Annotated in this window: 26 protein-coding genes; 14 read left to right on the top strand and 12 right to left on the bottom strand. The window is 42.3% G+C overall.

What is annotated here, in order from left to right; genetic code table 11:
• Positions 1–34: 34 nt before the first annotated feature.
• A complete protein-coding gene (locus FTU64_RS02530; RefSeq protein WP_078192492.1) occupies positions 35–505 on the bottom strand; it encodes a Holliday junction resolvase-like protein in 471 nt (156 codons plus the stop codon).
• Between the two features lie 132 nt (positions 506–637).
• Between FTU64_RS02530 and FTU64_RS02525 the strand changes: the two genes are divergently transcribed.
• From FTU64_RS02525 to FTU64_RS02500, 6 genes are all read left to right on the top strand, one after another.
• Entirely contained in the window at positions 638–1,282 is a 645-nt protein-coding gene (locus tag FTU64_RS02525; protein WP_078192493.1) for a ParA family protein, read from the top strand.
• Between the two features lie 150 nt (positions 1,283–1,432).
• Positions 1,433–2,554 (top strand): AI-2E family transporter, encoded by a 1,122-nt coding sequence (locus FTU64_RS02520; RefSeq protein WP_180024375.1) that lies wholly within the window; start codon positions 1,433–1,435, stop codon positions 2,552–2,554.
• A gap of 116 nt (positions 2,555–2,670) precedes the next feature.
• The gene (gene sodC, locus FTU64_RS02515) at positions 2,671–3,219 is read left to right on the top strand and encodes a superoxide dismutase family protein (protein WP_180026077.1); all 549 of its coding nucleotides are present in this window, start codon (positions 2,671–2,673) and stop codon (positions 3,217–3,219) included.
• Positions 3,220–3,343: 124 nt separating this feature from the next.
• Positions 3,344–5,494 carry a YccS family putative transporter gene (yccS, locus tag FTU64_RS02510; protein WP_373886561.1) on the top strand — a complete coding sequence of 717 codons (2,151 nt, stop codon included), beginning with the start codon at positions 3,344–3,346 and terminating at the stop codon, positions 5,492–5,494.
• Positions 5,495–5,509: 15 nt separating this feature from the next.
• Positions 5,510–6,079 carry a hypothetical protein gene (locus tag FTU64_RS02505; protein ID WP_180059157.1) on the top strand — a complete coding sequence of 190 codons (570 nt, stop codon included), beginning with the start codon at positions 5,510–5,512 and terminating at the stop codon, positions 6,077–6,079.
• 142 nt (positions 6,080–6,221) lie between these two features.
• Positions 6,222–6,521, top strand: coding sequence for a DUF3817 domain-containing protein (locus FTU64_RS02500; protein WP_180059156.1), 300 nt, complete (start codon positions 6,222–6,224; stop codon positions 6,519–6,521).
• Between the two features lie 79 nt (positions 6,522–6,600).
• Here the strand turns inward: FTU64_RS02500 and FTU64_RS02495 are convergent, their stop codons facing one another.
• From FTU64_RS02495 to FTU64_RS02480, 4 genes are all read right to left on the bottom strand, one after another.
• Positions 6,601–7,830: an MFS transporter gene (locus FTU64_RS02495; RefSeq protein WP_180059155.1), complete on the bottom strand. Its 1,230-nt coding sequence runs from the start codon at positions 7,828–7,830 to the stop codon at positions 6,601–6,603.
• A gap of 274 nt (positions 7,831–8,104) precedes the next feature.
• Entirely contained in the window at positions 8,105–8,962 is an 858-nt protein-coding gene (locus FTU64_RS02490) for a pirin family protein (protein WP_180059194.1), read from the bottom strand.
• Positions 8,963–9,306: 344 nt separating this feature from the next.
• Entirely contained in the window at positions 9,307–9,678 is a 372-nt protein-coding gene (locus FTU64_RS02485) for a hypothetical protein (protein ID WP_180059154.1), read from the bottom strand.
• A 190-nt stretch (positions 9,679–9,868) separates the two neighbouring features.
• Positions 9,869–11,278: an FAD-binding oxidoreductase gene (locus tag FTU64_RS02480; protein WP_078189543.1), complete on the bottom strand. Its 1,410-nt coding sequence runs from the start codon at positions 11,276–11,278 to the stop codon at positions 9,869–9,871.
• A gap of 372 nt (positions 11,279–11,650) precedes the next feature.
• On the opposite strand from FTU64_RS02480, the gene serA reads away from it, so the two are divergent.
• The 3 genes from serA to FTU64_RS02465 all read left to right on the top strand — a co-directional run bounded on the left by serA (position 11,651) and on the right by FTU64_RS02465 (position 14,996).
• Positions 11,651–12,883: a phosphoglycerate dehydrogenase gene (gene serA, locus FTU64_RS02475; protein WP_078192852.1), complete on the top strand. Its 1,233-nt coding sequence runs from the start codon at positions 11,651–11,653 to the stop codon at positions 12,881–12,883.
• A gap of 117 nt (positions 12,884–13,000) precedes the next feature.
• Positions 13,001–13,876 carry an EamA family transporter gene (locus FTU64_RS02470; protein ID WP_180059153.1) on the top strand — a complete coding sequence of 292 codons (876 nt, stop codon included), beginning with the start codon at positions 13,001–13,003 and terminating at the stop codon, positions 13,874–13,876.
• Positions 13,877–14,117: 241 nt separating this feature from the next.
• Positions 14,118–14,996, top strand: a complete 879-nt coding sequence (locus FTU64_RS02465; protein WP_180059152.1) for a DMT family transporter — start codon at positions 14,118–14,120, stop codon at positions 14,994–14,996.
• 84 nt (positions 14,997–15,080) lie between these two features.
• Here the strand turns inward: FTU64_RS02465 and FTU64_RS02460 are convergent, their stop codons facing one another.
• The 3 genes from FTU64_RS02460 to truB form a co-directional block, all read right to left on the bottom strand.
• The gene (locus tag FTU64_RS02460; RefSeq protein WP_078192502.1) at positions 15,081–15,542 is read right to left on the bottom strand and encodes a hemerythrin domain-containing protein; all 462 of its coding nucleotides are present in this window, start codon (positions 15,540–15,542) and stop codon (positions 15,081–15,083) included.
• A gap of 135 nt (positions 15,543–15,677) precedes the next feature.
• Entirely contained in the window at positions 15,678–16,451 is a 774-nt protein-coding gene (locus FTU64_RS02455; RefSeq protein WP_180059151.1) for a TSUP family transporter, read from the bottom strand.
• Positions 16,452–16,475: 24 nt separating this feature from the next.
• Entirely contained in the window at positions 16,476–17,384 is a 909-nt protein-coding gene (gene truB / locus FTU64_RS02450) for a tRNA pseudouridine(55) synthase TruB (RefSeq protein WP_180059150.1), read from the bottom strand.
• Positions 17,385–17,537: 153 nt separating this feature from the next.
• Between truB and FTU64_RS02445 the strand changes: the two genes are divergently transcribed.
• The 5 genes from FTU64_RS02445 (at position 17,538) to FTU64_RS02425 (ending at position 23,306) form a co-directional block, all read left to right on the top strand.
• Entirely contained in the window at positions 17,538–18,566 is a 1,029-nt protein-coding gene (locus FTU64_RS02445; protein WP_180059149.1) for a lipase secretion chaperone, read from the top strand.
• Positions 18,567–18,644: 78 nt separating this feature from the next.
• A complete protein-coding gene (locus FTU64_RS02440) occupies positions 18,645–19,589 on the top strand; it encodes a triacylglycerol lipase (RefSeq protein WP_257222177.1) in 945 nt (314 codons plus the stop codon).
• Between the two features lie 367 nt (positions 19,590–19,956).
• Entirely contained in the window at positions 19,957–20,967 is a 1,011-nt protein-coding gene (locus FTU64_RS02435; protein ID WP_180055419.1) for a triacylglycerol lipase, read from the top strand.
• Between the two features lie 201 nt (positions 20,968–21,168).
• The gene (locus FTU64_RS02430; RefSeq protein WP_180059147.1) at positions 21,169–22,134 is read left to right on the top strand and encodes a triacylglycerol lipase; all 966 of its coding nucleotides are present in this window, start codon (positions 21,169–21,171) and stop codon (positions 22,132–22,134) included.
• Between the two features lie 251 nt (positions 22,135–22,385).
• Positions 22,386–23,306 (top strand): triacylglycerol lipase, encoded by a 921-nt coding sequence (locus FTU64_RS02425; protein ID WP_180055487.1) that lies wholly within the window; start codon positions 22,386–22,388, stop codon positions 23,304–23,306.
• A gap of 63 nt (positions 23,307–23,369) precedes the next feature.
• Here FTU64_RS02425 and rplS read toward each other — a convergent pair whose 3' ends face one another.
• From rplS to rpsP, 4 genes are all read right to left on the bottom strand, one after another.
• Positions 23,370–23,741, bottom strand: coding sequence for a 50S ribosomal protein L19 (gene rplS, locus FTU64_RS02420; protein WP_078189351.1), 372 nt, complete (start codon positions 23,739–23,741; stop codon positions 23,370–23,372).
• 139 nt (positions 23,742–23,880) lie between these two features.
• Complete coding sequence (trmD, locus tag FTU64_RS02415) at positions 23,881–24,621, bottom strand: tRNA (guanosine(37)-N1)-methyltransferase TrmD (RefSeq protein WP_180004770.1); 741 nt, start codon at positions 24,619–24,621, stop codon at positions 23,881–23,883.
• A gap of 42 nt (positions 24,622–24,663) precedes the next feature.
• Positions 24,664–25,212 (bottom strand): ribosome maturation factor RimM, encoded by a 549-nt coding sequence (rimM, locus tag FTU64_RS02410; RefSeq protein ID WP_078189353.1) that lies wholly within the window; start codon positions 25,210–25,212, stop codon positions 24,664–24,666.
• 17 nt (positions 25,213–25,229) lie between these two features.
• Complete coding sequence (rpsP, locus tag FTU64_RS02405) at positions 25,230–25,487, bottom strand: 30S ribosomal protein S16 (protein WP_078189354.1); 258 nt, start codon at positions 25,485–25,487, stop codon at positions 25,230–25,232.
• Between the last annotated feature and the right edge of the window lie 13 nt (positions 25,488–25,500).

The following is a 25,500-nucleotide window of genomic DNA, read 5'->3' as shown; positions in this document are numbered from 1 at the left end:
CTTTTCAACTGTTCTGAGGCTGAGTCACGCGAGCTTAAATATGCTCAAAATCAATTCGGATAGTTTCAAAACGCACTCGCCCTTCGGCAATGGCTTGAGCAATCGCTTGTTGCCCTTTGGTCAAACGTGCGCCACCACTTTTAATATCAATCAGCACCACTTCGATGTCTTCAGCGAGTCCATCACCATCACGAAAGTCGGTATAGCCATCAAAAACCACATAATCGATCGGGTCACCGAGAAACTTTGCATCGCTAGGTAAATATTGAAATTCGGGCATGATCGGCGCCATTTGTTCGGCCATTTTGCCTTTTAAAACAGCACGACTGGTATTTACACTGCGTTTTTGTGCATGGGCCAAGGCCTGCTGATGTTCCAATTCTAGTTCTGCAATATATTGCTCGTATTCTGCCTTAATCCTTCCATTGCGACTGCCACTTAAAATTAAGGTGGTCAGTACAATCCCAATACACGCGCCAATGAGCATGGCCATCCAGACAGACATTTAAAATTCCTAATCTTTTTAATATATTACAGCGAAACCTATAGGAAAAACTTAGACTTTGGTTCTTTGTCATATTCTCCGCATTAAACAATGATATGCTAGGGATGAGCAGAATAAAATCTATTTAGGTCGATGAAAACGATATTAATTGCCAATCAAAAAGGTGGTTGTGGCAAAACCATCACAGCAATCAGTTTAGCCTCTGCACTTGCGCAAAAAGGTTATAAAGTGGCCTTGGCAGATGCTGACAATCAAAAGTCTGCACGTCAATGGCTCAAACAACGCCCAGAGACTGCCGCCCCAATTCAGAGCCTAGATTGGCGTCATGAAAAGTCGATTGGTGATGTGCCGAAAGGGATTGAATATCTAATTATCGATGCTCCAGGTGCGTTATCGGGTGAACATGCAGATCAGTTGGTCAGTGAAGCTCATGCCATCATTACCCCGCTACAACCGTCTTTCTTCGACATAGACTCGACCCGTCGTTTTTTAAAGCATTTGCAAGAAATTAAACGGATTCGTAAAGGTAAAGTCCAAATCCTATTGTTGGCCAATCGTGTCAAACCCAATTCTGCTCATTCCAAAGAAATTCAAGATTTTTTCAATAAAGTTGAACAGCAGCCCGTTGCTTGGATTTCTGAACGTACCGCTTATGGTCAACTTGCCATGCAAGGTCTTTCGGTTTTTGACAAAACGCAAAAATTGTACCTCGGTATGCAACAACAATGGCAACCTGTGCTCAATGCCATTATTGAAGACGAAGCCGAGTGGTTTTAACCCATCATTCCACATTTTGTTGATATAAAGGCCAATCTTGCAAGGATCTAGCCTGAAAGATATTCACCATAAGTTAACAAGCTCTCGTTTTCGGGAGCTTTTTTTTCGGTTAAGATTGAACACAACATGATGAAAAAATCAGAGCACGCATTGCCAACGTTCGCACCTACATTACAAAAAGTCTTATTGTTCGGATTATTTTTTATCCTGATTTTTTTGAGCTTTAGCGTACTCAAATACTTTATTGTGCCCGTTGTTTGGGCAGCGATTATTGCCTATATGACTTGGCCGCTGTATCAATCGGTGCATCGTTTTTGTGGCAATCGTGCAAATCTAAGTGCGGCGCTGATGATCTTACTGGTGGTGCTCGTGGTGGGTCTGCCGGTGATTTTTGCGATCTTCTTGCTACAACATGAAGGCCGTAACTTGTATTTTGAATTACAAAAGCAAGTTTTCTCTGGTCATGTCAATGTGCCTGATTTTATTCGCCAACTGCCGTTTATTGGTAAAGAAGTCAGTCGTACCCTGCATGAGCTGAACAATGACCCGAACAGTATTATTCAATCGGTACAAATTTGGATTCAGGGGCATTTGAACTACGGTAAAGTTTTGGTCGGCGAAGTCAGTAAAAATATCTTTAAGCTGTGTTTTGCCGTGATGTCTTTATTTTTCTTCTATCGTGATGGTCAAACCATTTTAAGTCAGGTCAGTAAAGCCCTCGAAATGGTCATTGGGCCACGTATTCATCATTATCTTGCCACTATTTCGGATACTACACGTGCCGTCGTGTATGGCATCGGTCTCACCGCCATTGCCCAAGCTTTACTTGCCGGTCTCAGCTATTTTGTTGCCGATGTGCCTAACCCGATGTTATTAACCATCATTACCTTCATGTTGGCACTGATTCCGTTTGGCCCACCAATTTCATATACCGCTGTGTCGTTGTGGTTATTTTCACAAGGTCAAACCATTGAAGCCATTGGCGTCATGGCTTGGGGTGTATGTATCGTGAGTACAGCCGATAACGTGATTCGTCCTTTAGTGATTTCAGGGGCAACCCAGATTCCATTCTTATTAATCATGTTTGGTGTTTTAGGTGGGATCGCCAGTTTCGGTCTTGTTGGTTTATTTATCGGGCCAGTGATCTTAGCTGTATTGTTAGCCATTTGGCGTGAATGGTTGCATGAAACCCAAATTGAACCCGTCATGATGCCCAAAGCAACATTGGCACATAACTTAGACAATATGGATGATAAGCCTGAACAACCTTAATTCAGGCTTGAATTCATTAAACAAATATTACAATCAAATACTTAAATTATCTGTCATCCTGTATCCGCATCTGTTTCAATGGTTGAAACTCCATAAAAACAGACAGGATGCCAAACATGTCTTCACTATTTAAATTCGGTGCGCTTGCTGCGGTCAGTGCCCTGATGTTTACAGGCTGTGCGAGTACCTCGACTTCAACAGGTCTGAATGCAAAAACCGTGACGGTCAATGCCGTGACTGCTCAAGGTATTGGTCAAAGCATCGGTCAAATTAACTTGGTTGATAGCCCTGCTGGCTTGGTTATTCATACCAATTTAACCCAGCTTCCTCCGGGTCCACACGGTTTCCATATTCATGAAAAAGGCTCTTGTGCCCCAGCTGAAAAAGATGGAAAAGCGGGTGCGGCACTCGCTGCGGGTGGTCACTTTAACCCTAAAGCTGCACCTCACCACGGTACACCGTTAACCGGTCACATGGGTGACTTACCGATCCTTCAAGTTCAAACGGATGGCACAGCAAAAGTGAATTTAATTGCACCGCGTTTGAAATTGGCGGATGTACAAGGCTTAGCCATCATGGTCCATGCCGGTGGTGATAATTACTCTGACGACCCTAAACCTCTAGGCGGTGGCGGTGACCGTATTGCCTGTGGTGTGATTCAATAATCGACCTTGCATATAGATTTGAACAAGCGGACTTTAAGTCCGCTTTTCTATTGAATAAAAATTGACAGTTCACAGAAAAAAGCTCAGTCTAATTTACAAAATCATTCGAATACTACAGAACTCTGTGAACACGCGACTCTCTTGGTTTCAACAGTTTCAATCCAGTGCAATCATTATGTATTGCCTGCAAATTTGTATTGTTTTGAGTGGCACCACGCTCGGATTATATTTTCTCGGTTTTCATAGTTTTATTGTTCCCGTCACCTTAGGTGCGATTGCTACCGCGCTCACGGACTTTGATGACCGACTCAGCATCCGACTACGTAATTTGCTCTATGTCTGCGTACTCTTCTTTAGTGTCAGTAGTATTTTAGATTTTCTCTATCCTTATAAGCTGCTGTTTATCTTGTATCTTTCACTGTCCAGTGCAGGATTTATTTTATTGGGGGCTTTGGGGCAACGCTATGCCACGATATCTTTTGGCACGATTTTACTGTCGATCTACACCATGTTTGGCTTGGGCGAATATGACTCGTGGTATTTTCAACCCAGTTGCTTTGTTCTAGGGGCCTTATGGTATGGCTTCACCTCGATTCTCTTTTACCTGATTAAACCCACCCTACCTGTACAAGACAATCTTTCACGTTGTTTTTTACAAATCGCCGAAGTACTCAATGCAAAAGCACGTTTATTTGACCCAGATAATGTCAATAATGTGGAACATTTACTGTATAAATTATCACTCAAAAACAGTGATGTCATCCCGAGTTTAAACACCACCAAAGCTTCTTTACTCACTCGTTTAAAAGCCTCAAGAGCCAATAAAAACACCATCTACTGGCTGAATTTATATTTCTTGGCACAAGATATTCACGAACAGGCCAGTGCGAATTATTTACACTATGAACAAATTCATCAAAATTTTAGCCGTACCGATTTAATTTTCCGTTTTCAAAAAAATATTCGATTACAAGCGCAGGCTTGCCAACAGTTGGCCTACTGCATTTTGCATCGACAGCCCTATCAGCCTGATCCGATTACTGCGCAAGCACTGGCACATTTGCATGCCTCTTTGCAGGAGTGGATGGCCAATAATCCGCAAAATATAGAAGTGAAAAATCTACAGCTGATCTTGAGTAATTTGGACAGTGTGCAAGAACGCTTTTCGCATGTGCAGGATTTAGATCATTCACAGCAACAGGCCTATCAGCAGCATATCGACAACCTCAATTTACTCGATGACGATATTCACGGTTTGCACGATTTATGGCTCAAACTGAAACAGCATTTGAGTCCAGAATCTGCCTTATTTCGCCATGCTGTTCGCATCGCTTTTGTCTTTGCTATGGGCTATGCCATTTCCCTCTTGCCCTTTGCCAAAAATGGCTACTGGATATTATTGACCAGTTTATTTGTCTGTCAGATGCGTTATTTTGCGACCAAAAGTCGTTTAAAAATGCGGACTTTGGGAACCATATTAGGGGTCTTACTTGGCATTCCTATTTTGTATTTTGTGCCTAGTGTCGAAGGTCAATTACTACTGACGATTATTTTTGGCGTGTGCTTTTTCTATCTGAGTGCCAAAAAATATGCCATGGCGACCCTCATGGCAACCTTAATGGTCTTGCTGATTTTTAATTTAAAAGGCGCTGGTTATGCGGTCATTTTACCGCGTATCGTTGATACCCTACTCGGCTGTTTTATTGCATGGTTCGCGGTGAATGTCATCTGGCCAGATTGGGACTTTCGCAATATTTCCAAGACCATTCAAAAAAGCTCTGCTGCGACCCTGCATTATTTTGATGCCGTGGTTGAGCAATATCTCCATGGAAAAACCAATAGCATTGATTATCGCCGTGCCCGTCGTTCAGCCCATAATGCTCAAACTGAACTGTCGAGCATGATTTCTAGTTTAAGTACTGAACCTGATCCTGACCAGAACTTAATACAACACGCATTTCGCTATTTGGTCTATAGCCATAGTCAACTTAGTTATATTTCTGCGTTGGGGAGCCACCGTGAACAGGTACAAGACCAACAGGTCCTTGAACTGCTGCAATGGTGTCAAAGCACCTTAGACGAGGTCTTAATTCAGCAAAAACCGCTCAACCCTGAGAAAATTCAGCAAAAACTCTTTGAAATTAAAACACTCAGCACTGAAGAAATGCGGTCTAATCACCTACAACTGGTGCTCAAGCAAATCAGTTTATTATTAGAAACATTAGCCGAACTGATTCAGCTTCGAACACAGCTGATTCAGGCGGAAATTAAATAAAATCATTCGAGACTCATGATGAAAATGCTTAGTTTAGGTTTTAGACGCCTCATATTACCTACGATTGTGGCGACCTCATGTTTAGCTGCGTCTTCTGTTTTTGCAGCACCGACAGCACAAGATTTGAAGCGTATTTTGGAATGTCAGGCCGATTACGACACCTACCATAACACTTTGCTCGATTATGAAAAGGCTCTGGGGCAATTGGGCTGGAAACGCCATGATGACCCACATCAACCGTTTATTTATATCTATAAAAATAAGCAGCCTGTTGAATTTTTTGGCATGCCAACCCAAGAGATTGGCTTGTCTTCCAATGCAGTATTCGCGATCTATCGACAAGCCGATGTGAAAAAACTTGCCCAAAAATATGGCATTGAGCAGCATCCAATGTTTGCCAATATGCCATTTTTGCGTGGTGAAAAAATCCTACGTACGGAAGCTGAAACAGATGATCTGCATGCCATCAATCACAAACTAAGCCTGTCTGAAATGACCGGAAAAAGCCCGATGATTTTATTCGGCTGTAACTATGAATTTGATCAGGGTTCGATTGAAGACGCCTTAGCGGATCTAGAGGATTAATCCGAGTAGATGAATCAGAATTAACTTTAAAAACATTTACTTAGATTCAATATGCGAATCAATTATTTCAACAGGAACGCTTCGTTCCTGCTGTGCTTTCAGGTACACTCAAGACTGAAATCACTTTGAATTTAGACTTCGCATGAATATCAAGACCTTACGCTTTGTGGGCCTACTCGAAGGCATCTCCTTTTTATTATTGTTGTTCATTGCTATGCCAATGAAATACCTGATGGATAATCCAATATTGGTCAAATACGTCGGTATGGGACATGGCGTCTTATTTATTGCCTTCTTGGTGGTGCTATTTGTGGTCTGTGAAAAGCAAAAATGGGCGCTTAGCATATTTCTAATGGGCTTAATTGCATCAATTTTGCCTTTTGGCCCGTTTATTTTCGATCGCAAATTAAAAAATGCAGAACAACCAACAACATCAAATTAAGACTGTATACCACAAATAAAAAAGCCCAATGTTGTTCTACACAGCATTGGGCTTTTTCTATGATGGTATGAATTCGAATTTAAAATTCACCCGTCAATTTACGCTGTCGCATAATATCTCGCACCACCAAGCGTGGTAGGCTGAACCACAAGATAATGAGGGTAAAGCCAGCCAAACTATAGGCCCAAAGGCCAAAGTTTTCATACAGCACGCGCACGATTTCAATCACGGCAAAGAACGTCAGCATCATGATCACAGACAGTGCCGCAGCCACTGTGCCCTTCGACATTTCAGACGACATTAAGGCAAATCGATAGAGCACAGAAAAGCTAATCCCTTCACCAAAACTGACCAAACTCATACCAAGAATGAGCAATGTCAGAAAATAACTTTCAGTCATCGTCCCAATCACCACGAGGCTCGTTCCGAGTAACATCAGCGGTAGCCCGATCATCACAGACTGACCTAGAGGCAATTTATCGATGATTTTAATCAGGACAATATTACCGAGGATCAGACCGCCCAAAACGGGAAACTGTGCCATGCCATATTGCACGCTACTCAGTCCTAGCTGCTCCACCAATATCACCGGAGATAGCGCAATCCATAGCATCAGTGGCATTGCTACCATCGGTAGCCCCAGTGTCAGCGCCAAAAAGCGTTTGTTTTTTAACACCTGCTTAAAGTCATCGATAATATAACCCACCGGTTGCTTTGGAATACTGATGTGCTGAGTCGGCATCTTGGCTTTTAAACCAAACCAACTCAGAAAAGATAGAAATGCGATTCCTATAAAGCCCCAATGCCATGACACGTGATCAATCATAAAGGCACCGAGGACAGGGCCGATCAGTGGTGCCAGTAGTGAGATATTGGCCATGATCGCCATGACTTTGATGGCATCTCGCTCTTCAAAAGTTTCCTGAACAGCAGCATAGCCCACGGCAGAAATAACCGATAAACCGAAACCTTGTAAAAAACGCAATGTTAAAAAGCTTTCGATATTATGTGTGAGCAATATCGCTAGACAGCATAAGCTAAAGAATGCCACACCACCCAACAGGACTTTTTTACGGCCTAATCGGTCTGAGAATGGCCCTAATATCGCAGCGACACAGGCACCTCCCAATAAGTAAAATGACATCGACGAGGGTGCCCATGCACTACTCACGCCAAACTCTTGGGTAATCGCAAGCATGGCGGGTTGGACTAAGTCGTTGCCGATATAGACAGAAAATTCAAATAAAACCAGTGCCAAGGGAAACATTAAGGTGGCACGACTTAATTTTGTGGTTTGTACGTTTTGCATTGTTATCTACATATCAAATGTGTGCTGTCGAGCTTGAAATGACAAATAGGGAGAGACACTTCAGCCCAATGACGAGCACTGTAATATTAATTTTAAAAATGAATTTGCGGCGTATCCGCCATATGTGCGTCGTATTCACAAGACGCTAGATAGAGATAAAATGAACTTCAACGAACCGATCTGTCGGTTTGAGTCCGACTATTTTAACAGTGTTTGCTGGCATTGTATTGGTCTTTTTATACTGCCGCTTTTATGGTTTTTCATTGTCTGCTTTTTAGATAAAGCGACCTTGTTTTAGGTCCTCATAGGCTTGCATGACTTCTGCAAAATGATTCATCACAAAATAGCCTCGCCCATAAATGGGCTCATTTAAAGGCTGCGCTGATAAATACAACATGTGGCTATCTTCGACTGCCGTCAATTCGACATTTTCACCTTGACTCGACATGACTGCCATATGCTGTGCATTTAACGGTTCATCTGTTTCAGTAAATTTCAGCTTGCCCGAACGTAAATACACAAGCGTGGTATCCCCTTCTTGTGCAGGCAGGGTGATGCTTTGATTGGCTCTGACAAAGACATCAAATACTTGTATAGGTGTATGTGTTTCTGCAGGGCCTTGGGCTGTTAAATATTGCCCTGCAATGACCCGTACATAACCTGCATCTTGGGCTAAATTGATCTTTGGAATACTGGCTTTGGCTAAGCTCTGATAGCGCGCAGGATTCATTTTATCTTTAGCAGGTAAATTGACCCACAATTGCAATATTTCAAATGCTCCGCCCTGCTGTGCAAAGGCTTGGCTAAAGACTTCTTCGTGTTGTATGCCTGAAGCAGCAGTCATCCACTGCACATCGCCCTCACCAATGACGCCACCGCCACCTGCCGTATCATGATGTTCGAGTTCGCCTTTAAACACTAATGTGACGGTTTCAAACCCTCGATGTGGATGTTCCAGCACGCCTTTTTTCAGTTTGGTTGGTTTCAGCACCCCAGGCCCTAAATGGTCGAGCAATAAAAAAGGCGAAACGGTATTGCCCAACTCATAATGGGAAAAAACTGAAGTCACTGGAGCAAAGTCACCGACAGGTGAGCCTGAGTCATTGACGTGAATAAAAGCGAGGGTTTTCATCATAAATTTGAAATCTGATCATGATTTGAATTCGATTCAATATTATTAAAAACTATACGAACTCACGAGAATATTTTTAGGATTGAATATTCTATGTTTAGGATGAAAATTAAGATACGCGGAAACTCATCCGCAACTGTCCGAGTCAGGACACATTCAATATGTAAAGTTTCTGCGACCTACACAATTGAAGATGGTATTTGACGAGTTTTGCGGATGAAAGATAGTTTTGCTACTTTTGCCGAAACAAAAGTAGATACGAGCTCCAATCATCGAATTTAAAATGAAAGGACCCCGTCATGCTGAATATTTAATAAGAAATTTAGACCTTAACTTTTTATAATTTAAGGACACTTCGCCGCTTGGAAAGTCTTGGTATTTTTACCACGTTGGCACTGATATTCCTTTTGCGTATTTACACGCTGCCAGTCACCATCCACCAATCTAAAACTATAAATAGTACGAATTGATTTCACCGAATCATCCATCAAACCCGTTTCCGTCACTTTCACCTGCCCCGCATTTGGCGACTCAACACGGTTAAAATACTGACGAATTTCCACAGTCGACAGTTCTTTACGCAAATCAGGACGTTCTTTTAACACCTGATCGAGTGGCGTTGCAGAAGAACCGACTTTAGACACAATTTTCTGCGTTGTCGCACAACCCGCCAACATCCCCACACACAATGCAGACACAGCAATTAAACGATACATAGAACCAACTCAAATTTATTATTCAGTCCTATCATGCCGAACATTTGTCCAAAACACTATTTAAGCAATGTAAAAGAAGTACCTCACTCCACAAATCAACGTGCGGTCTCTCATCCATGTGCGGCTAAAAAGGCCTGCTATAACCATAAAAAAACGCATCCGAAGATGCGTTCTATTAGGTCTTTAAAAATTAAAGATCGAACAATTTACCTGGGTTCATAATTGCATTTGGATCGAATACTTTTTTCAATGCTTTCATATATTCGATTTCTTCTGCTGAACGTGTGTAATCGAGGTAAGGCTTTTTGGTCATACCCACGCCATGTTCTGCTGAAATTGAACCGTCATATTTTTTCACAGTTTCAAATACGTATTTGTTTACCACTTGGCATTTTGCAAAGAATTCATCTTTACTTAAATCCGCAGGTTTCAAAATATTTAAGTGCAAGTTACCGTCACCAATATGACCGAACCAGCAAATTTCAAAGTCTGGGTAATTCGCTTCCACAATTGCATCAATTTCTTTAATAAATGCAGGCACATGTGTAATCAGAACTGAGATGTCATTTTTGTATGGAGTGAACGGTGCGATTGACTCTGAAATGTCTTCACGTAAACGCCATAAGCTATGTACTTGGTCTAAGCTTTGGCTCATCACGCCATCCAGTACCCAACCTTGTTCCATGCAATGTTCAAAGATTTCCATTGCCGCATCCATGATCGGTTCAAATGGTGCTTCAAACTCAAGTAAAACATAGAACGGACATGGTGTTTCAAATGGACGTTGTACATGACCATTGTCCAATACTTTTTGCATTGCAAGCTCACCAAAGAACTCAAATGCAGTCAGGTCGATTTTCTTTTGGAAGGCATGTAGAACAGGCATAATCGCATCAAAATCAGGCACACCGAGAACCAACACTTGTAAGTCATGGGGTTGACGTTCAAGTTTGATTTCAGCTTCAGTCACTAAACCTAGCGTACCTTCACCACCAATAAATAAGTGTTGAAGTGCATAACCAGTCGCGTTTTTGATCATGCCTTTGTTCAAGCGCAGGATGTCACCTTTACCAGTAACCACAGTCATGCCCAACACCCAGTTACGAGTCATGCCGTATTTGATAACTTTAATACCACCCGCATTGGTACCAATGTTGCCGCCAATTTGAGATGAACCTGAAGATGCAAAATCAACTGGGTAGTACATGCCTTGTTCTTCAGCATAGTTCTGAAGTTGTTCAGTCACTACACCTGCTTGTACGCGAACCATACGGTCAGCTGGAAAGAATTCCAAGATTTGGTTCATCTTGTCCATGCTTACCACGATTTCACCGTTAGCAGCCACAGCCCCCGCAGACAAACCTGTACGACCGCCACTTGGTGTGATCGCTACATTAAATTGGTTCGCAAGTTTTACAATTTGTTGAACTTGTTCTGTGCTTGAAGGGAAAACGACGACCGACGGGTTTGGATCGAAGTGCTTAGTATGGTCACGACCCCAATTTTGGAGACTATCCGCATCTGTTTTAATTCGGCTTTCGCCAACAATAGCGGTCAATTGGGTCAATAACTCTGGGGTTAAAGCGACTGGAGCATTCATCGTTTTCAGACCTTGCAAGAAGTAAACAAGTTTTTTAAAGGTCCAGACTTCATTCAGTCAAAACTGCGGTAACGCATATTTCAAGGGAAAAAGCCTGAAACAGAGCGCATCAAAATATCAGGAAATTGGTCATGTTGATTTTGAGCGGCACCATTATAAGCTATAACTGGGCTTTTTTTGACAAAACCCAAAGAAAAACGTGATTTCAAAATGTCACGAGGAATATGACCAAGTTAATTAGACCAAATCTAAAAAATATTGACTCATCATTCGCCAAAATAGCCATGACGTCAGTCATAAAGGAAATGTATATCAGGCGACTTCCTATGCTATTATATGCGCACTAAATTTGGCCTTTGTAGCGGAGCCGTAATGAGCCAACATCTTTCTTTACCTAAAGATAAAATTCGTTTCTTGTTGTTAGAAGGCGTTCACCAAAACGCAATCGACACTCTAAATGCTGCTGGATACACCAACATTGACTACCGTAAAACTGCGCTTGAGGGTGAAGCGTTGAAAGAAGCGGTTAAAGATGCTCACTTCATTGGTATTCGTTCACGTACTCAATTAACTGAAGAAGTTTTTGAAGCGGCGAACAAACTGATTGCTGTGGGTTGTTTCTGTATCGGTACAAACCAAGTGAACTTAAATGCTGCAATGATTCGCGGTATTCCTGTATTTAACGCACCATACTCAAATACGCGTTCAGTTGCTGAACTAGTACTTGCTGAAGCGATTCTATTACTTCGTGGTGTTCCTGCAAAATCTGCTTCAACTCACCGTGGTGGTTGGAACAAGTCTGCAGTCGGTTCATTTGAAACTCGTGGTAAAACTTTAGGTATTGTTGGTTACGGTTCGATTGGCTCGCAACTTTCTGTACTTGCTGAAAGTTTAGGTATGCACGTAATTTATTACGATGCAGTGACTAAGCTTCCGATGGGTAATGCACGTCAAGTCGGTTCTATGGGTGAACTTCTTGCCAATGCAGACGTCGTATCTCTACACGTTCCAGACGTTCCATCAACTCGCAACTTCTTCGGCAAAGACCAATTTGCTCAAATGAAAGAAGGCGCAATCTTCCTCAATGCTGCACGTGGTACATGTGTCATCATTGAAGATCTTGCTGATGCAATCAAATCTGGTCATATTGCTGGTGCGGCTGTAGACGTATTCCCTAAAGAACCAAAAGCAAACGGTGAAGAATTCGTTTCTCCACTTCGTGGCTTAGACAACGTGATTTTGACTCCTCACGTGGGTGGTTCAACCATGGAAGCGCAAGCGAACATCGGTCTTGAAGTTGCTGAAAAATTCGTTGCTTACTCTGATAAAGGTATGACTTTATCTGCAGTGAACTTCCCAGAAATCGCGTTACCGTTGACTGAAGGTAAACACCGTTTACTTCACATCCACAAAAACGTGCCGGGCGTTCTTTCAAAAATCAACAACTTGTTTGCTGAACACGGTATCAACATCTCTGGTCAGTCTTTAATGACTAAAGGTGATGTGGGTTATCTTGTGATGGACGTTGACGCAACTGCTTCTAAAGAAGCATTGGATACACTTCACGAAGTTGAAGGTACGATCCGAGTTCGCGTATTGTTCTAATCACCTTAGACACTGAAGCCACAGCCTTCGGGCTGTGGTTTTTTTATTGTAATAAACTTTTAAAATCTGGCTAGTGCCACTCTCCCGCTCTTCGAGTCATCGAAACAAATTTAGTTTATGCCAAATTTTAAAGTTGCACCGGCTGTCCAAGCACCGCTGATCTTGCTTATTGCCATGATCAGCATGCAAAGCAGCGGTTCATTTGCCAAATATCTTTTCGGTCAATTTCCCATACTGACCGTTTCGGCCATGCGTTTAATGCTAGGCGCTTTGATTTTGGCGATTATTTTTAAAGTTTGGCAGATCAATTTTAAACAAGTGAAATGGTCGTCGATCCTCAGCTATGGCTGTGCCTTAGCAGGGATGAATGTATTATTTTACTTGTCGATTGATCGCCTGCCTCTCGGCATTGCCGTGTCTTTTGAATTTATTGGCCCGCTCAGTGTCGCACTATTTGCTGCACGCCGAAAATTTGACTTTATTTGGGTCGGACTGGCTATTTTAGGCCTTATCCTACTTTTTCCTTTTGACCAAGCTGCACAAAGACTTGATCCCGTTGGCATTGCCCTCGCCCTTGGTGCAGGTGCCTGCTGGGCACTCTATATCGTGGCAGGTCAGAAACCTTCTGGCGTTTCAGGCAACCATACAGTTTGTTTAGGTATGTTTGTCGGCATGTGTATGCTTATGCCGATTGCATTATTTGTAGGGATTCCTGCGCATGCCTTTGAACCGATGAGTCTCCTCTATTTTCTTGCTTTAGCCACCTTGGCCAGTGCCATCCCCTTTAGCTTAGAAATGATTGCACTCCGCAATTTAACGGCGCTCAGTTTCGGAACGCTTATGAGCCTAGAACCTGCAATTGCAGCACTCTCTGGTTTTGTCTTTTTAAATGAACAATTACTTTGGACCCAGTGGTTAGCCCTTGCTGTCATTATCTGTGCCTCGATTGGGTGTACCTATACCACGCAAAAAGCCAAAGCCAAAGCCATTTAAATTCAAAATATGTTCCCATGACAATGGATGAACTACATGAATCTCAGACTCAATTTTTTGAATTCAAATTGAATCATGACGTGCTCAGTCCTGCTCTTACATCAGCCGAGCCATAGAATTTTAAATTCAAAATCCATCATGATTTGATCAAATGTTAAAATTCACTCAATTGTCAGCATTACCCGCTATACTGTACTGATTCAAAAATAGGGCTTAACACCGCCCAACAACTGTGTGCCACATGCCAAATTCACAACTTCTTGCTGTCGTTTTCATGGTGCTCTCCATGATCTCCTATCAGATCAGTGCTTCCTTTGCCAAACAACTGTTTTTGGTACTAGACCCACTGAGCGTGACCATTTTAAGACTGTGTTTTGCCTCGATTATTATTTGTTTGATGTTTCGCTCTTGGCACATTTTAAAACGACTTTCATTTTTAAAATGGCGTGATTTACTCTGCTATAGCGCAGCCCTGTGCCTCATGAATGTCTTATTCTATATGTCACTGGGCAAACTCCCTCAAGGCATTGCCGTTGGATTGGAGTTTATTGGGCCTCTAGGTTTGGCGCTGCTGTCGATAAAAAATCGTAGCGACTACATCTGGGTGTTTTTGGCGATCTTAGGGATTGCGCTGATGGTGCCTTGGGGACAAGCTCAAAGCGGTAATTTCTCACTGATTGGTGCGGCTTGTGCCTTGGCTGCCGGACTCTGTTGGGCCTTTTATATTTATTTCGGGCAAAAAGTGGTACACCAAAATATTGGCATGCATGCACTGACCATTGCCATTAGTTTATCGGCATTGACCTTATTACCTATCGGCCTCTATAACAACGCAGCAGCTTTAATGGACACACAATATTGGCCTAAAGCCTTGTTGATTGCCATTTTAGCCACAGCGATTCCTTACGCCCTAGACCTCAAAGCATTGAAGATTCTAAGTAAGCTGAGTTATGGCACATTGTCGAGTATCTCGCCTGCTTTGGCAGCCATTACGGGTATGGTGGTATTGGGGGAACGCATTAATATAGGGCAATGGCTTGCTTTGGTGTGTATTATGCTTGCCTCGGTCGGGGTGACAATGCGCTCCTCTCGCACTACAACGACTAGCAGATCAAACTAATTTTCATCTTTATCGCTGAAATAAAAAGACGGCCTCTGCCGTCTTTTTTTTGATTTTGCATTCGTCTTCAGGCTTCACTTGCGTTTAGCCCGTCAAACTGTCTTTATCTGCTTTCTTGTATTTCTTATATTCCGCCAAATATTGTTTGGCTAAACTTTCCTTTTGTTTTTCATCTAAGATTTTACCCGCTTGCTGAAAAAAGCCATGTTCTTCTTCCTGCAAATGATGATGTACCGTTTCAGATAACTTTTTCGCAATTGCCAACCAACCTGGATTACTAAATTCAGTTTCCGTCAGTTGCTCTAATAATTCATCCATCTCATGATGTTCAGCCAAGGCATGACGGGTAATATTCAGCCCCGAATCGGTCATCATTAAAGGAATATAAAAATATCGGTCTTCCCCGACAGCATGCGCGAATAACTCATTTTTGAGCAGCTCAAATAAATCTCGACGCTCAGGTGTATCCCCTGATGTTTGAATGAGTTTTTCAGCAAGTTCACGTTGCTTTTCATGACTTTGGCGTAAAGCTTCAAATATATTCATTGTAGTGATGACCTCTGATGCTTAGCTAATTGTGTATTATGAAATTTAATTATTATCCACAACTCAAACGAGTCGCTTATTTTCATACTAATCATTTCAGCGACAGAATTCAGCAACGCTCTGTTAAGATTTGTTTTAAGCTTGTCCCGTAAAGGTTTGATAACCCAACCGTACAATCAAAATACTCACCAAAATCAAAAATAGAATTCGAATAAAGCCACTACCGTATTTAATTGCCGCACGTACACCAACGATCGAGCCTAAAATATTTGCTACAGCCATCATTAAGCCTATCGCAAATAACACATGGCCAGTGGGCGCAAAAAAACTCAGTGCTGCAAGGTTGGTGGTTAAGTTGGCGACTTTTGACAAAGCAGAGGCATGTAAAAAGTCTGCTTGTAGATAACGAATAAAAAAGAAAATAAAGAAACTGCCAGTGCCAGGTCCAAAGATGCCATCATAAAAGCCAATCACCAGACTACCAATAGCGGCAAAACCGAGGATTTTAGGAGTCAGTTCTTGGCGTACATGCACCTGACCAAATTGTTTTTTGGCAAAGGTATAAATTGCAATCACGATCAACATGACCAAAACGAAAGGACGTAAGACTTCTTTTGGAATCATTGATACACAGGCTGCTCCCACAAAGGAGGCAACAAATGCACAGCTTGCAATGACCGCAAGTAATTTCCAACGGAGTTTGACTTGGCGTAAAAAAGAATAGGAAGCTGACGCTGTACCAAAAATCGAAGACAACTTATTGGTGCCAAACACCGTCGCCGGAGATAAGTGCGGCATGGCATTCATAATGGCTGGAATTTGAATTAATCCTCCGCCCCCCACTGCTGCATCAATTGCACCGGCAAAAAATGCAAAAAATAAGAGGCTTAAAATAATTTCAAAGTCCATAAGAAGTCTTCAATGCTGTATCAGCTACTCTAGATTTAACACACGCTTAGGCACCAAACGTTTACGGTCTGTAATTTCAGCCAGCCCTAAACAACGCTCACCATCAAATACCAAAACCTGCGCTTCCGCAGCATGCTCAATATTACTTTGCATTCCACGACTAAAATATTCAGCTCGACCTTCCGGCGCTTGCACTTTGCAGAAATGATCGACAGGTGAATACACCGGCAGCAATAATGCTTCACGCTCAGCTTCGGTCAGACTCTCTAAATATTCAATGGTAAAGCTTGGGTTAAGATCAAAATGACCTGTTTGAATACGGTGTAGATAGGTTAAATGTCCGTAAGTACCCAATGCTTTAGCAATATCTTCGCCTAATACACGAATATACGTGCCTTTGGAACAGGTGATGTCGAGTGTAAGACTATTCTCAGTAAATGATAATAACTCGATGGCATAAATCGAAATTGGACGTGCTTCACGCTCAATTTCTATGCCTTTACGCGCCAACTCGTACAGCGGGCGACCTTCTTTTTTCAGCGCAGAATACATCGGTGGAATTTGTTGGATATCTCCCACGAACTGTGCCAGTACCTGCTGAATCGTGGCTTCCGTCAAAACAGGTACGGCTTGTTCCATCAGTACCTCACCCTCCACATCACCCGTCGTGGTGCTGTGTCCTAAAAAGACCGTGGTTTGATAACGCTTGGTCGAGTCGAGCAAGAAATGTGAAAACTTGGTCGCTTCACCCAAACAAATCGGCAATAAACCTGAAGCCAGCGGATCAAGCGCACCAGTATGCCCTGCTTTTTGTGCACGAAACAACCAACGCACCTTCTGTAAGGCTGCATTCGAGCTAATACCTAATGGCTTATTCAAAAGAAATACACCATGTACAGGACGACGTTGGATCTTAGGAGAGGCTTTTTTCATGTCAAAATTTGGCTAATACAGGAACAGCGCAATGGTAACAACCCACCTCTAACGTTTACAACTCTTCTATGTTTTTATCTGCGTTTTATGTCATATTGAGTTCGCATTTAGAACTCTAAAACAATTAAAAACGGAATAAAGGTGCATTGGGATATGCAAAAAAATAAACTTTGGCTCATCATTGCCTTGGTCGTTATCGCTGTTGCTGCATTTATATTTTGGCTGGCGCCAAAAGCATCACAAAATGATCCTTCAGATCAATCGATTCAACAACAAAATACGCCTTTAGCTCAGGGCGAAAGCTCTACAGCACAAGCTACAAGCGGTTCTTCACTGCTCAGTCCAAGTCAACAAGACACGGAAGTTAACTGTCAAATCAGTATGGATGGTTCAAACCGTCTGATCGTGAACGAACAAACGCGGAATTGTTTTGAATATTTCATCACTCAATATGGTGAAAAGTCGATCGATCAAATCAAAAAGGATTTTAAAGCCTACATTGCACAAGGTCATAAAGAACCGGCGCTGTCCCAAATTTATGATTTGTGGGATCGCTATATGAAATATCGTGAACAATTAGGTCATTTACAGCCACCGAGTGACGACAAAGAATCACCTCAATATTATCGCTCGATCTATAGCAGCACCCAGAATTTAAGAAAACAGTTCTTTTCTGATTATGAAATTGAAGGTTTATTTGGCAAGGAAAATACCTATCACGAATACACGCTGAAACGTATGGAAGTGGTGAATGACAAAAAATTGTCTGAGTCGGAAAAAGCCAAAAAACTAAAAGCCCTGTTTGATGAACTCCCAGAAGACTGGAAAGAAAATCTGGAACAAATCAATAAACTTGAAGATTTACGCAAACTCACAGCGGACATTAAAGCCCGTGGTGGTTCAAGCGAAGAAATCCATCAAATGCGGTTAAATTTAGTGGGTCCAGAAGCCACTCAGCGCCTTGAAAATCTAGACAGCCAGCGCAGCTCTTGGAAATCTAGCGTGGATCAATATCTCACAGAGCGTGACAGTATTGTGAAAAGCAATATGAGTGACAGCGCCAAACAACAAGCAGTGCAGCAACTCCGTAATCAACATTTTAAATCCAAGGAAGATCAGCTCCGCGTCAGTACCTATGAATCTGTGCATGATCAGGGTGGAAAATTACCTTTCGCAGAATAAGTGCAAATAACAATTTAAAAATAACTTCAATTTCAGGATGAAATGATGAAAAAATCACAAGCTCTTTTATGCGCAATTATGGCTGCATCAGCAGCGATCGCAAATACACAGTCCCAAGCTGCGGCTGGACTCCAACATGTCACCGCCAATAGCTCGGCAAGCTATGCCAAGACCAAATATCCGATTGTATTTACTCATGGCATGTTCGGGTTTACTCGCATTGGTTTTGACAGCTTTGGCATGGATTATTTTTATCAAATTTTGCCAGATTTAGCCCGCAACGGGGCAAATACCTTTGCTGCCCAAGTTTCTCCGCTAGAGTCTACAGAAGTTCGTGGTGAACAGCTCCTGAGCCAAGTCGAAGAAGTCCTTGCCCTGACGGGTCAACCTAAAGTGAACCTCATTGGTCATTCACATGGTGGGCCAACAACGCGTTATATTGCAGCGATCAAACCTGAGTATGTAGCATCAGTGACTGGTGTTGCAGGAACATACCGAGGTTCTTTAGTCGCAGATAAAATTCAAGCCAACAAAACCATAGACTCAATCTTTGGCATACTTGGAGATCAACTTTTAGCACCTATTATTACTTGGGCTGAGGGCAACTCTAGTCTACCTAACAGTGTTGATGCATCACTTACCGCGATCAGTGAAAAAGGTTCGGCTGAATTTAATGCAAAATTTCCAACCGCAGCACTAGCAGCGAACTGTAATCAATCGGGTGCCAAAGTCGACAATGGCGTGTATTACTACTCATGGACTGGTACAGCGCAAACCACGAATGTATTAGATGTATTAGATACGGTCATTAGTCAGCTTGCCCCTTTGGCCTATGGAAATCGTGACAATGACGGTTTGGTTGGACGCTGTAGTACTCACATCGGACAAGTAATCCGTGACGACTACAATCACAACCACTTAGATGAAGTGAATATGGTCTTTGGTCTACGCAGCCTATTTTCACCTGACCCAGTTGCGCTCTACCGCCAACATGCCAATCGTTTAAAATTACAGGGTCTGTAACCTCAAAAGTTGGTTCCCTTTCAGCACTGAAAAGGATGCCTTTAAGCGTCCTTTTTTGTTTACAATGTTTTTATTTGTAAGTATTAAACAAGCTAATTCAATAAGTTATTAAATCATAACAACTAAAATAAATAGCAAAAATAAAAGACGAATGTATATAAATATACTTGTCACCTCAACGCCGCCCATGTCCTAAAATGACATGGAATTTCAAACCGAGCATGAAAAAATGGCAAGGCATCTTTGTCTATTCAAACTCTCTAAAATCAAAGATATGGCCTGGCCAATCACAAAGATGTTGCTTAAAAACAGAGAGTATTTTCATTATTAAAAAGTAATAAAAACAACATCAGATCAAGGAACATTTATGCGATCTTTAGTAAACACGGCCAAGATGGCCTCTGTAGCTGCAGTTGCAGGCTTAGCGATGAGTATATCGGCAAGCACTCAAGCTGCGCCTAGCGCCCTCCAGGTGAAGGAAACGGCAAAATCTGACTACGCAAAAACCAAATATCCAATTTTAATGGTGCATGGTTGGCTCGGTTGGTCACGTATCGGCACTGACACCATCGGACTAGATTATTGGTACCAAATCTTGCCAGATATGGCACGAAATGGCTCAACCGTATTCGCCGCGCAATTATCTCCTGCAAACACCACAGCACATCGTGGCGAGCAGTTAATTGCACAAGTTGAAGATGTTTTGGCTATTACAGGGAAGCCAAAACTTAACTTAATCGGTCACTCTCATGGTGGTCCAACTGTATTGTATGTGGCTCAAACAAAACCACAGTACATTGCGTCTATTACAGGTGTTGCAGGGACCTATCACGGCTCTAAAGTAGCGGATGATATTCAAGGCAACTCACTTTCTCGTACTGCCTTCAATATTTTAGGTGATTATATTGTCGGCCCACTGATTGCTTTAGGTCAGGCAAAACCAGAGCTTGAAATTGATTTCGATGCTTCAATGAAATCACTATCACAAACAGGTTCTGCTACATTTAACAGTACGGTTGCAAAATCTGCTGTAGCTGACGGTGTTTTGGCGTCTTCAGAAAATTGCAGTAAGAACTTAAAGCAAGTCGACAGCAAAGGCATTCAATACTATTCATGGACCGGTGTTGCGCAAACCACGAACCTACTTGATATCGACACGATCCTGATGCAACTCGGGCCATTGTCTTATGGTAATAAAGACAATGACGGTATGGTTGCACGTTGTAGTGCTTATATCGGTAAAGTCATTAACGACAGCTACAAACTTAACCATACCGATTTAGCCAATATGATGTTCGGCTTAACGGGTCTATTTGCACAAGATCCTGTGGCACTGTACCGTCAACATGCTAACCGTTTAAAACTGCAAGGACTTTAATTTTTATCGTTGACGTTTCAATTCACTAAGGGGGCTTCGGCCCTCTTATTTACTTTTATCAATCTGAAGTTCTTGATCTTTTATTTTGTTACATTTAGCGGCGCAGTTAATCTTTTTCAATTTGCAACAGGTGATCTTTATTGCTTTATTAGAAGTGACAATAAATATTGTCATAAAACAATAATACATTGAGGATCGCTCATGAAATACGGACCATTTTTAGCAGGTTTAATTGCAGCTACATTCATCGGTAATGTATCTGCATCGCAAGCAACCCAAGTCACCGCCAAAGCTAGTTCTAGCTATGCAAAGACCAAATATCCAATCGTATTTAACCATGGTATGGGTGGTTTCATTACCGTCGGTACGGACTCATTTGGACTCGACTATTGGTATCAAATCCTGCCTGATCTTGCCCGCAATGGTGCAAATGTCTGGGCAACGCGCGTATCGCCGTTTAACTCCACCGAAGTACGTGGCGAACAGCTTCTACAACAAGTCCTTGAAATCCGAGCACTCACTGGTGCGGATAAGGTGAATTTGATTGGACATAGCCATGGTGGGCCAACAATTCGTTATGTTGCCGGTGTTCGCCCAGATGTAGTTGCTTCATTAACCAGTGTTGCAGGACCTCATCAAGGCTCCCCTGTTGCAGACTTAATTTTAAAAGCTGAAGGCACCGCTGTCGAAGCACCCTTAGTCGGAGCTGTGAATTTTGTCTCTAAAGCCATTGTTTGGGCGCAAGGTCTAGATCCAACGACTTATCCTCATGACGCATTGGCAGGTGGTTCAAGTTTAACGCTAGCGGGTTCTGCAAAGTATAACGCCGCATTCCCTCTGGGCTTGCCTAAATCCAATTGCGCTGATGGCAATAGCGTTGAGAAAGGCATTTATAACTATTCATTTACAGGTGTGGGCCAAATCACCAATATTTTAGATTTAGACTCAGCACTAAAAGTGACCGCATTACTGATCGATGGCGGAAAAGACAATGATGGCCTCGTATCACGCTGTAGTGCCAAATTTGGTAAAACCATTCGTGATAACTACAACTGGAACCATTTAGATGAAGTCAACCAAGTGCTTGGTCTCAAAGCGTTGTTCGCACCAGATCCTGTCGATGTTTATCGTCAACATGCCAATCGTTTAAAACTTCAAGGTTTATAATTTAGTAAAGCTATACATTAAACCCTGTAAATTCAGGGTTTAATGATATTTTCATTAATCAATGTACAAAATATCTTTCATTCTATCGATTAGTTCTCACATTTTTCTTTCCTTTTTTATAATCCTTAATGACAATAAAAATTGTCAGATAGGCAATTTTGTCTATTTCCAAACTAAACTGAATCAAAGTTTGAAAACCAAAACAAAAAGAAAGGAATGAAAAATTGCTCTGTGCCACGCTCCTTGCAAGTATGGCAGTGACCCAAACGCATGCTGCATTGGGTATACAGCAAGCGACCACTAAAAAAGTCATCGACAATTATGCTGAAACCAAATACCCCCTAGTGTTTGTACACGGGATGTTTGGTTTTAATCGCTTAGGCGGTGCCGTTTTTGGTCTAGATTATTGGTATCAAGTTCTCCCTGATTTAGCAAGCCATAAGGCTACGGCCTTTGCTACACAAATCTCCCCGTTGGAGTCCATTGAAGTTCGCGGTGAACAACTGTTAGACCAAGTTGAACAAGTGGTTGCGATTACTGGCAAACCTAAAGTGAATTTAATTGGTCACTCACATGGTGGCCCTACGGCTCGATATATTGCGGGTGTACGACCTGATTTGGTTGCCTCTGTCAGTACGGTCGCAGGAACCAATGACGGTTCACCTGTGGCAGATTTAGTACAGAGTGTCCCGATTTTAAATGGCGTATTAGCGACTGTTATGGATGCCTTAATGACCCCAGTGATTAACTTCGCCCAGCAGTCTAACCTCCCTTCAAATTTTAAAGCTTCGATCTACAGTATGTCTCAACCGGGTGTGAAAGCCTTTAACGCAAAATTTCCACTCGGTATGCCTGCAACCAAATGTGCTGATGGCTCAAGTGTTGCCAATGGCATTAGCTTCTATTCATGGACAGGTATATCTAACACCACCAACTTACTTGATCCAGATACGATCTTTACTGCAATGGAGCCAATTGCATTTAGCGGACAACCGAACGACGGCTTAGTGAGCCAATGTAGCAGTAAATTGGGTAAAACCGTCCGTGATAATTATAAGTGGAACCATTTCGATGAAGTCAATCAAGTATTGGGCTTGAAAGGACTATTTGCACCAGACCCTGTTTCAGTCTACCGTCAACATGCCAACCGTTTGAAACTTGAAGTTTTATAACTTTCTTTCATGCATAAAAAAATGCGCCTAAAGGCGCATTTTTTTACAGCGTTGTAAAACAAATTATTTTGCTTTACGAGCTGGTAATTTTTCACGAATACGTGCAGCTTTACCAGACAATTCACGTAGGTAGTAAAGTTTAGCACGACGAACGTCACCACGACGTTTCACTTCGATACCAGCAACGATTGGTGAGTGAGTTTGGAATACACGCTCAACACCGAAACCGCTAGAAATTTTACGTACTGTGAACGCAGAGTTCAAACCACGGTTTTTCTTAGCAATTACAACACCTTCAAATGCCTGAAGACGTTCACGCTCACCTTCTTTTACTTTAACTTGAACAACTACTGTGTCACCAGGAGCAAAAGCAGGGATGTCTTGTTTCAACTGTGCATTTTCAACAGCTTGTACTAAAGGATGTTTACCGCTCATGGGGTATCTCCGATTATGCGAGTTAGAAGAGGTCTAATCATCGCTGGGGCTAGAGGCTAAAGCGCATAGACCCGATTGACTTTCCCTTTATGCTTGACCGCTTCAATGCATAAAGAGCCTAATATAAGATTTAAAAAATTTAAACCTTGGAATCTTTTAGCCATTTCTTTTGCTGCTTGGTCAATTCAACTTTTTCAACCAACTCAGGTCGGCGTTCTAAAGTGCGCTGATATCGCTGCAAAAACCGCCATTTCTCAATATTGGCATGATGTCCCGATTTTAATACTTCAGGAACATCTAAACCTTCAAAATGGTCTGGCTTGGTATATTGTGGGCAATCTAAAAGACCATCCACAAATGAGTCTTGCACATGTGATTGTTCATCAGACATTGCACCCGGAAGTCTCCGAATCACGCTATCCAATAAAACCATCGCAGGGAGTTCACCACCAGATAAAACGTAATCGCCTATTGACCATTCCTGATCAACATATTGTTGGATCAAACGCTCATCTACTCCTTCATAACGACCACACAATACAATCAATCCATCATATTTGACGAAATCTTGTACCGCAGGTTCATTTAAGGTCTTTCCTTGTGGCGACATATACACCACAGGGACATGAACAGCACCCGCTTGCTTGGCAAGCTCTTTGGCACGATGAATTGCTTTCGCTAATGGCTCAGCCATCATCACCATACCTGGACCACCACCAAATGGACGCTCATCCACTCTTTTGTAGTTGCCCTCAGCAAATTCGCGTGGATTGATACAATGAACTTGCACAATGTCACGTTTTGCTGCGCGCCCGCTAATACCGTAGGCTGTAATCGCTTCAAACATTTCAGGAAAAAGCGTAATGACTGCAAAAAACATCGCAGACTCCTCTATTTTCCTGCTGCGTCAATCCTTAAAGGATTAATAATCTACGCCCCAATTTACGTAGATACGACCAGCTTCGAGATCAACACGCTGTACCACATCTTTATGCCATGGAATCATTCGCTCTTCGCTATCGACGCTGTCAGCAGTAGCGCGAACTACCATCACGTCGTTAGCACCTGTTTCAAACAATTCGTGGATTTGACCGAGATTGACTTCTTGCTCATCTTCTCCCAGACCTAACACTGTTAAGCCCTTCAAATCTGACCAGTAGTACTCGTCCACGCCTGCTTGCGGCAGTTGCGATTTAGAGATCCAGATATTTGCACCAACCAAGTTATCTGCCGCGGTACGATCACTCACACCTTTTAGCGAAACAACCAAGCCTTTGCCATGTGGTTTCCAACGTTTTACATCTACTGTTTGCCAACCTGCTTTGGTCTCAATGTACCAAGGAAGGTAGTCAAAAATATTGCTCATAGGTTCTGTATTGGAATAGACCCAGAGCCACCCATTTAATCCATATGCTGAACGTAGCTGTCCAATCTGAATACGATCTTCGGGAACATTCTGTGTTGGTGTCATGGGTAACCTACTACTAATTAAGCAGTAGCTGCAGCTTTCTTAGCTTCAGCAGCTAAAGAAGCAACACGTTCTGAAGGTTGAGCACCTTGTGAAACCCAGTGAGCAAAACGGTCAGCATCTAAACGAAGTTTTTCTGCTTTACCTTGAGCTGTAGGGTTGAAGAAACCGATACGTTCGATGAAACGACCGTCACGTGCATTACGGCTATCAGTCACAATGATTTGATAGAACGGACGTTTTTTAGCACCACCGCGTGCAAGACGAATAACAACCATGATAGAACCTTAT

It is taken from the genome of Acinetobacter sp. YH12128 (assembly GCF_013418655.1).
GTDB lineage: Bacteria > Pseudomonadota > Gammaproteobacteria > Pseudomonadales > Moraxellaceae > Acinetobacter > Acinetobacter amyesii.
The sequence above is the reverse complement of the archived record's forward strand: the minus strand, read 5'-3'. Positions and strand labels throughout refer to the sequence as shown.

What these genes read in the sequence shown, in the direction of transcription:
- FTU64_RS02530 (WP_078192492.1), bottom strand. Translation starts at nt 505, where the DNA reads ATGTCTGTCTGGATGGCCATGCTCATTGGCGCGTGTATTGGGATTGTA.
- FTU64_RS02525 (WP_078192493.1), top strand. Translation starts at nt 638, where the DNA reads ATGAAAACGATATTAATTGCCAATCAAAAAGGTGGTTGTGGCAAAACC.
- sodC (WP_180026077.1), top strand. Translation starts at nt 2,671, where the DNA reads ATGTCTTCACTATTTAAATTCGGTGCGCTTGCTGCGGTCAGTGCCCTG.
- FTU64_RS02505 (WP_180059157.1), top strand. Translation starts at nt 5,510, where the DNA reads ATGATGAAAATGCTTAGTTTAGGTTTTAGACGCCTCATATTACCTACG.
- FTU64_RS02500 (WP_180059156.1), top strand. Translation starts at nt 6,222, where the DNA reads ATGAATATCAAGACCTTACGCTTTGTGGGCCTACTCGAAGGCATCTCC.
- FTU64_RS02495 (WP_180059155.1), bottom strand. Translation starts at nt 7,830, where the DNA reads ATGCAAAACGTACAAACCACAAAATTAAGTCGTGCCACCTTAATGTTT.
- FTU64_RS02490 (WP_180059194.1), bottom strand. Translation starts at nt 8,962, where the DNA reads ATGAAAACCCTCGCTTTTATTCACGTCAATGACTCAGGCTCACCTGTC.
- FTU64_RS02485 (WP_180059154.1), bottom strand. Translation starts at nt 9,678, where the DNA reads ATGTATCGTTTAATTGCTGTGTCTGCATTGTGTGTGGGGATGTTGGCG.
- FTU64_RS02480 (WP_078189543.1), bottom strand. Translation starts at nt 11,278, where the DNA reads ATGAATGCTCCAGTCGCTTTAACCCCAGAGTTATTGACCCAATTGACC.
- serA (WP_078192852.1), top strand. Translation starts at nt 11,651, where the DNA reads ATGAGCCAACATCTTTCTTTACCTAAAGATAAAATTCGTTTCTTGTTG.
- FTU64_RS02470 (WP_180059153.1), top strand. Translation starts at nt 13,001, where the DNA reads ATGCCAAATTTTAAAGTTGCACCGGCTGTCCAAGCACCGCTGATCTTG.
- FTU64_RS02465 (WP_180059152.1), top strand. Translation starts at nt 14,118, where the DNA reads ATGCCAAATTCACAACTTCTTGCTGTCGTTTTCATGGTGCTCTCCATG.
- FTU64_RS02460 (WP_078192502.1), bottom strand. Translation starts at nt 15,542, where the DNA reads ATGAATATATTTGAAGCTTTACGCCAAAGTCATGAAAAGCAACGTGAA.
- FTU64_RS02455 (WP_180059151.1), bottom strand. Translation starts at nt 16,451, where the DNA reads ATGGACTTTGAAATTATTTTAAGCCTCTTATTTTTTGCATTTTTTGCC.
- truB (WP_180059150.1), bottom strand. Translation starts at nt 17,384, where the DNA reads ATGAAAAAAGCCTCTCCTAAGATCCAACGTCGTCCTGTACATGGTGTA.
- FTU64_RS02445 (WP_180059149.1), top strand. Translation starts at nt 17,538, where the DNA reads ATGCAAAAAAATAAACTTTGGCTCATCATTGCCTTGGTCGTTATCGCT.
- FTU64_RS02440 (WP_257222177.1), top strand. Translation starts at nt 18,645, where the DNA reads ATGGCTGCATCAGCAGCGATCGCAAATACACAGTCCCAAGCTGCGGCT.
- FTU64_RS02435 (WP_180055419.1), top strand. Translation starts at nt 19,957, where the DNA reads ATGCGATCTTTAGTAAACACGGCCAAGATGGCCTCTGTAGCTGCAGTT.
- FTU64_RS02430 (WP_180059147.1), top strand. Translation starts at nt 21,169, where the DNA reads ATGAAATACGGACCATTTTTAGCAGGTTTAATTGCAGCTACATTCATC.
- FTU64_RS02425 (WP_180055487.1), top strand. Translation starts at nt 22,386, where the DNA reads ATGGCAGTGACCCAAACGCATGCTGCATTGGGTATACAGCAAGCGACC.
- rplS (WP_078189351.1), bottom strand. Translation starts at nt 23,741, where the DNA reads ATGAGCGGTAAACATCCTTTAGTACAAGCTGTTGAAAATGCACAGTTG.
- trmD (WP_180004770.1), bottom strand. Translation starts at nt 24,621, where the DNA reads ATGTTTTTTGCAGTCATTACGCTTTTTCCTGAAATGTTTGAAGCGATT.
- rimM (WP_078189353.1), bottom strand. Translation starts at nt 25,212, where the DNA reads ATGACACCAACACAGAATGTTCCCGAAGATCGTATTCAGATTGGACAG.
- rpsP (WP_078189354.1), bottom strand. Translation starts at nt 25,487, where the DNA reads ATGGTTGTTATTCGTCTTGCACGCGGTGGTGCTAAAAAACGTCCGTTC.